Raw genomic sequence first — 1,421 nt, 5'->3', positions numbered from 1 at the left:
TGGTCAAGCCCCCAAAAAATAGAGTCGAAAAAATAATTAGTTACGTTCTCTTATAACTACCGCGCTTACGCTTGGTGGCCCAGTCATTTGGTGAGGAATTTCACAATTCCACACCAAATGACTGGGATCATTTTTGTATATATTACGCTACCTTTATAAACTCTTTATAGTACTCTTTTGGTGAGTCATAACCCAGGCCTTTTTGGATTCGTTCTTCATTATAATACATGATATATTTCTTTAAATCTTTCTCAAATATAGCCTTTTTAGTGTTTGGATAGAAACATGGAAATTCAACTTTTAATTGAGAAAAGAAACTTTCAATCACGGCATTATCCCAACAGTTTCCTTTCCTAGACATACTTGGGGTAAACTTAAGTGTTCTCGACAATTTATTATGTTCAAAAGAACGGTACACGCTTCCTTGATCACTATGAATTGTAACCCCTTCTAAATCCTTTAGCTGACGCTGTTTTTGACCGGCTTCGATCGTACGCTTAATAAGCTCAGTGTCAGGGCTGAAACTAATCTCAAAGGCAATAACTTCTCTATTAAAAAGATCCATTAACGCTGAAATATAAAATTTCGTATTAAACACTTTAATTTCAGTCATGTCCGTAACCCATTTTTGGTTTGGGAACTCTGCATTAAAATCCCGTTCTAGAAGGTTATTGTACACATATCCAGCAGCTTTTTGTTTCTCTGTTTTCGTAGTGTTTTTTTGTCTAACAGTGGCTTTCATATTTGCTTCCTTCATAAGACGAGCTACTTTTTTATGATTTACTATGATACTCATCTTATTTTTCATGTACCCAGCAATCCTTTTTGCACCGAAGGTTCCCTTGTGCTTCTTAAAGACATTGCTAATCTTTTTAAATAGCTCTTTATCTCCATGTGAAACCTTCTTCTTAGGCCGTTTAAGATATGCATAATAACCACTTACAGATACCTCTAATACACGACATAATATAAACACTGGATATTCCTTTCTCAAAGCGTTGATACACTCATATTTCTTACTTACTTTTTCTCTTTGAGAAAGGTTTGGAACTTTTTTAGAATTTCGTTCTCCATTTCCTTTTCTTTTAATAATTTCTCTAATTGTTGAATACGTTTTTTATCATCTAAATTCACTGAATCAAAAGAGTTTACATGCTTATTAGTAGCTACTTTAAACGCAATAGGACCACTGTGTTTATACGTATTAACCCACCTATTTACTGTTTGACGAGTTACGTTAAATTCATCTGCGACAACTCTTACAGACATTCCATTCAATACTTTTTCTACAGCCTCTATTTTAACTTTTCCACTCAAATTAACCGATGGTTTCTTCTCCATTGTTTTTACCCCCTTATAACAGTAAAAGTCGTAACTATTTGTAACTACTTTATAACTCTATTATAAGGGGGTCAACTACT

At 33.9% G+C, this 1,421-nt stretch carries 2 protein-coding genes; both read right to left on the bottom strand.

Annotated elements, in window-relative coordinates; all coding sequences use genetic code 11:
- Positions 1–142: 142 nt before the first annotated feature.
- Positions 143–976, bottom strand: a complete 834-nt coding sequence (locus CDZ92_RS19495; protein ID WP_255249827.1) for an IS3 family transposase — start codon at positions 974–976, stop codon at positions 143–145.
- 44 nt (positions 977–1,020) lie between these two features.
- Positions 1,021–1,341 carry a helix-turn-helix domain-containing protein gene (locus CDZ92_RS19490; protein ID WP_096155760.1) on the bottom strand — a complete coding sequence of 107 codons (321 nt, stop codon included), beginning with the start codon at positions 1,339–1,341 and terminating at the stop codon, positions 1,021–1,023.
- Positions 1,342–1,421 lie beyond the last annotated feature (80 nt).

The organism is Bacillus sp. FJAT-45066 (genome assembly GCF_002335755.1).
Taxonomy (GTDB): domain Bacteria; phylum Bacillota; class Bacilli; order Bacillales; family Bacillaceae_I; genus Bacillus_CD; species Bacillus_CD alkalisoli.
Note: the sequence above shows the minus strand (reverse complement) of the source record. Positions and strands in the feature narration are given on the sequence as shown.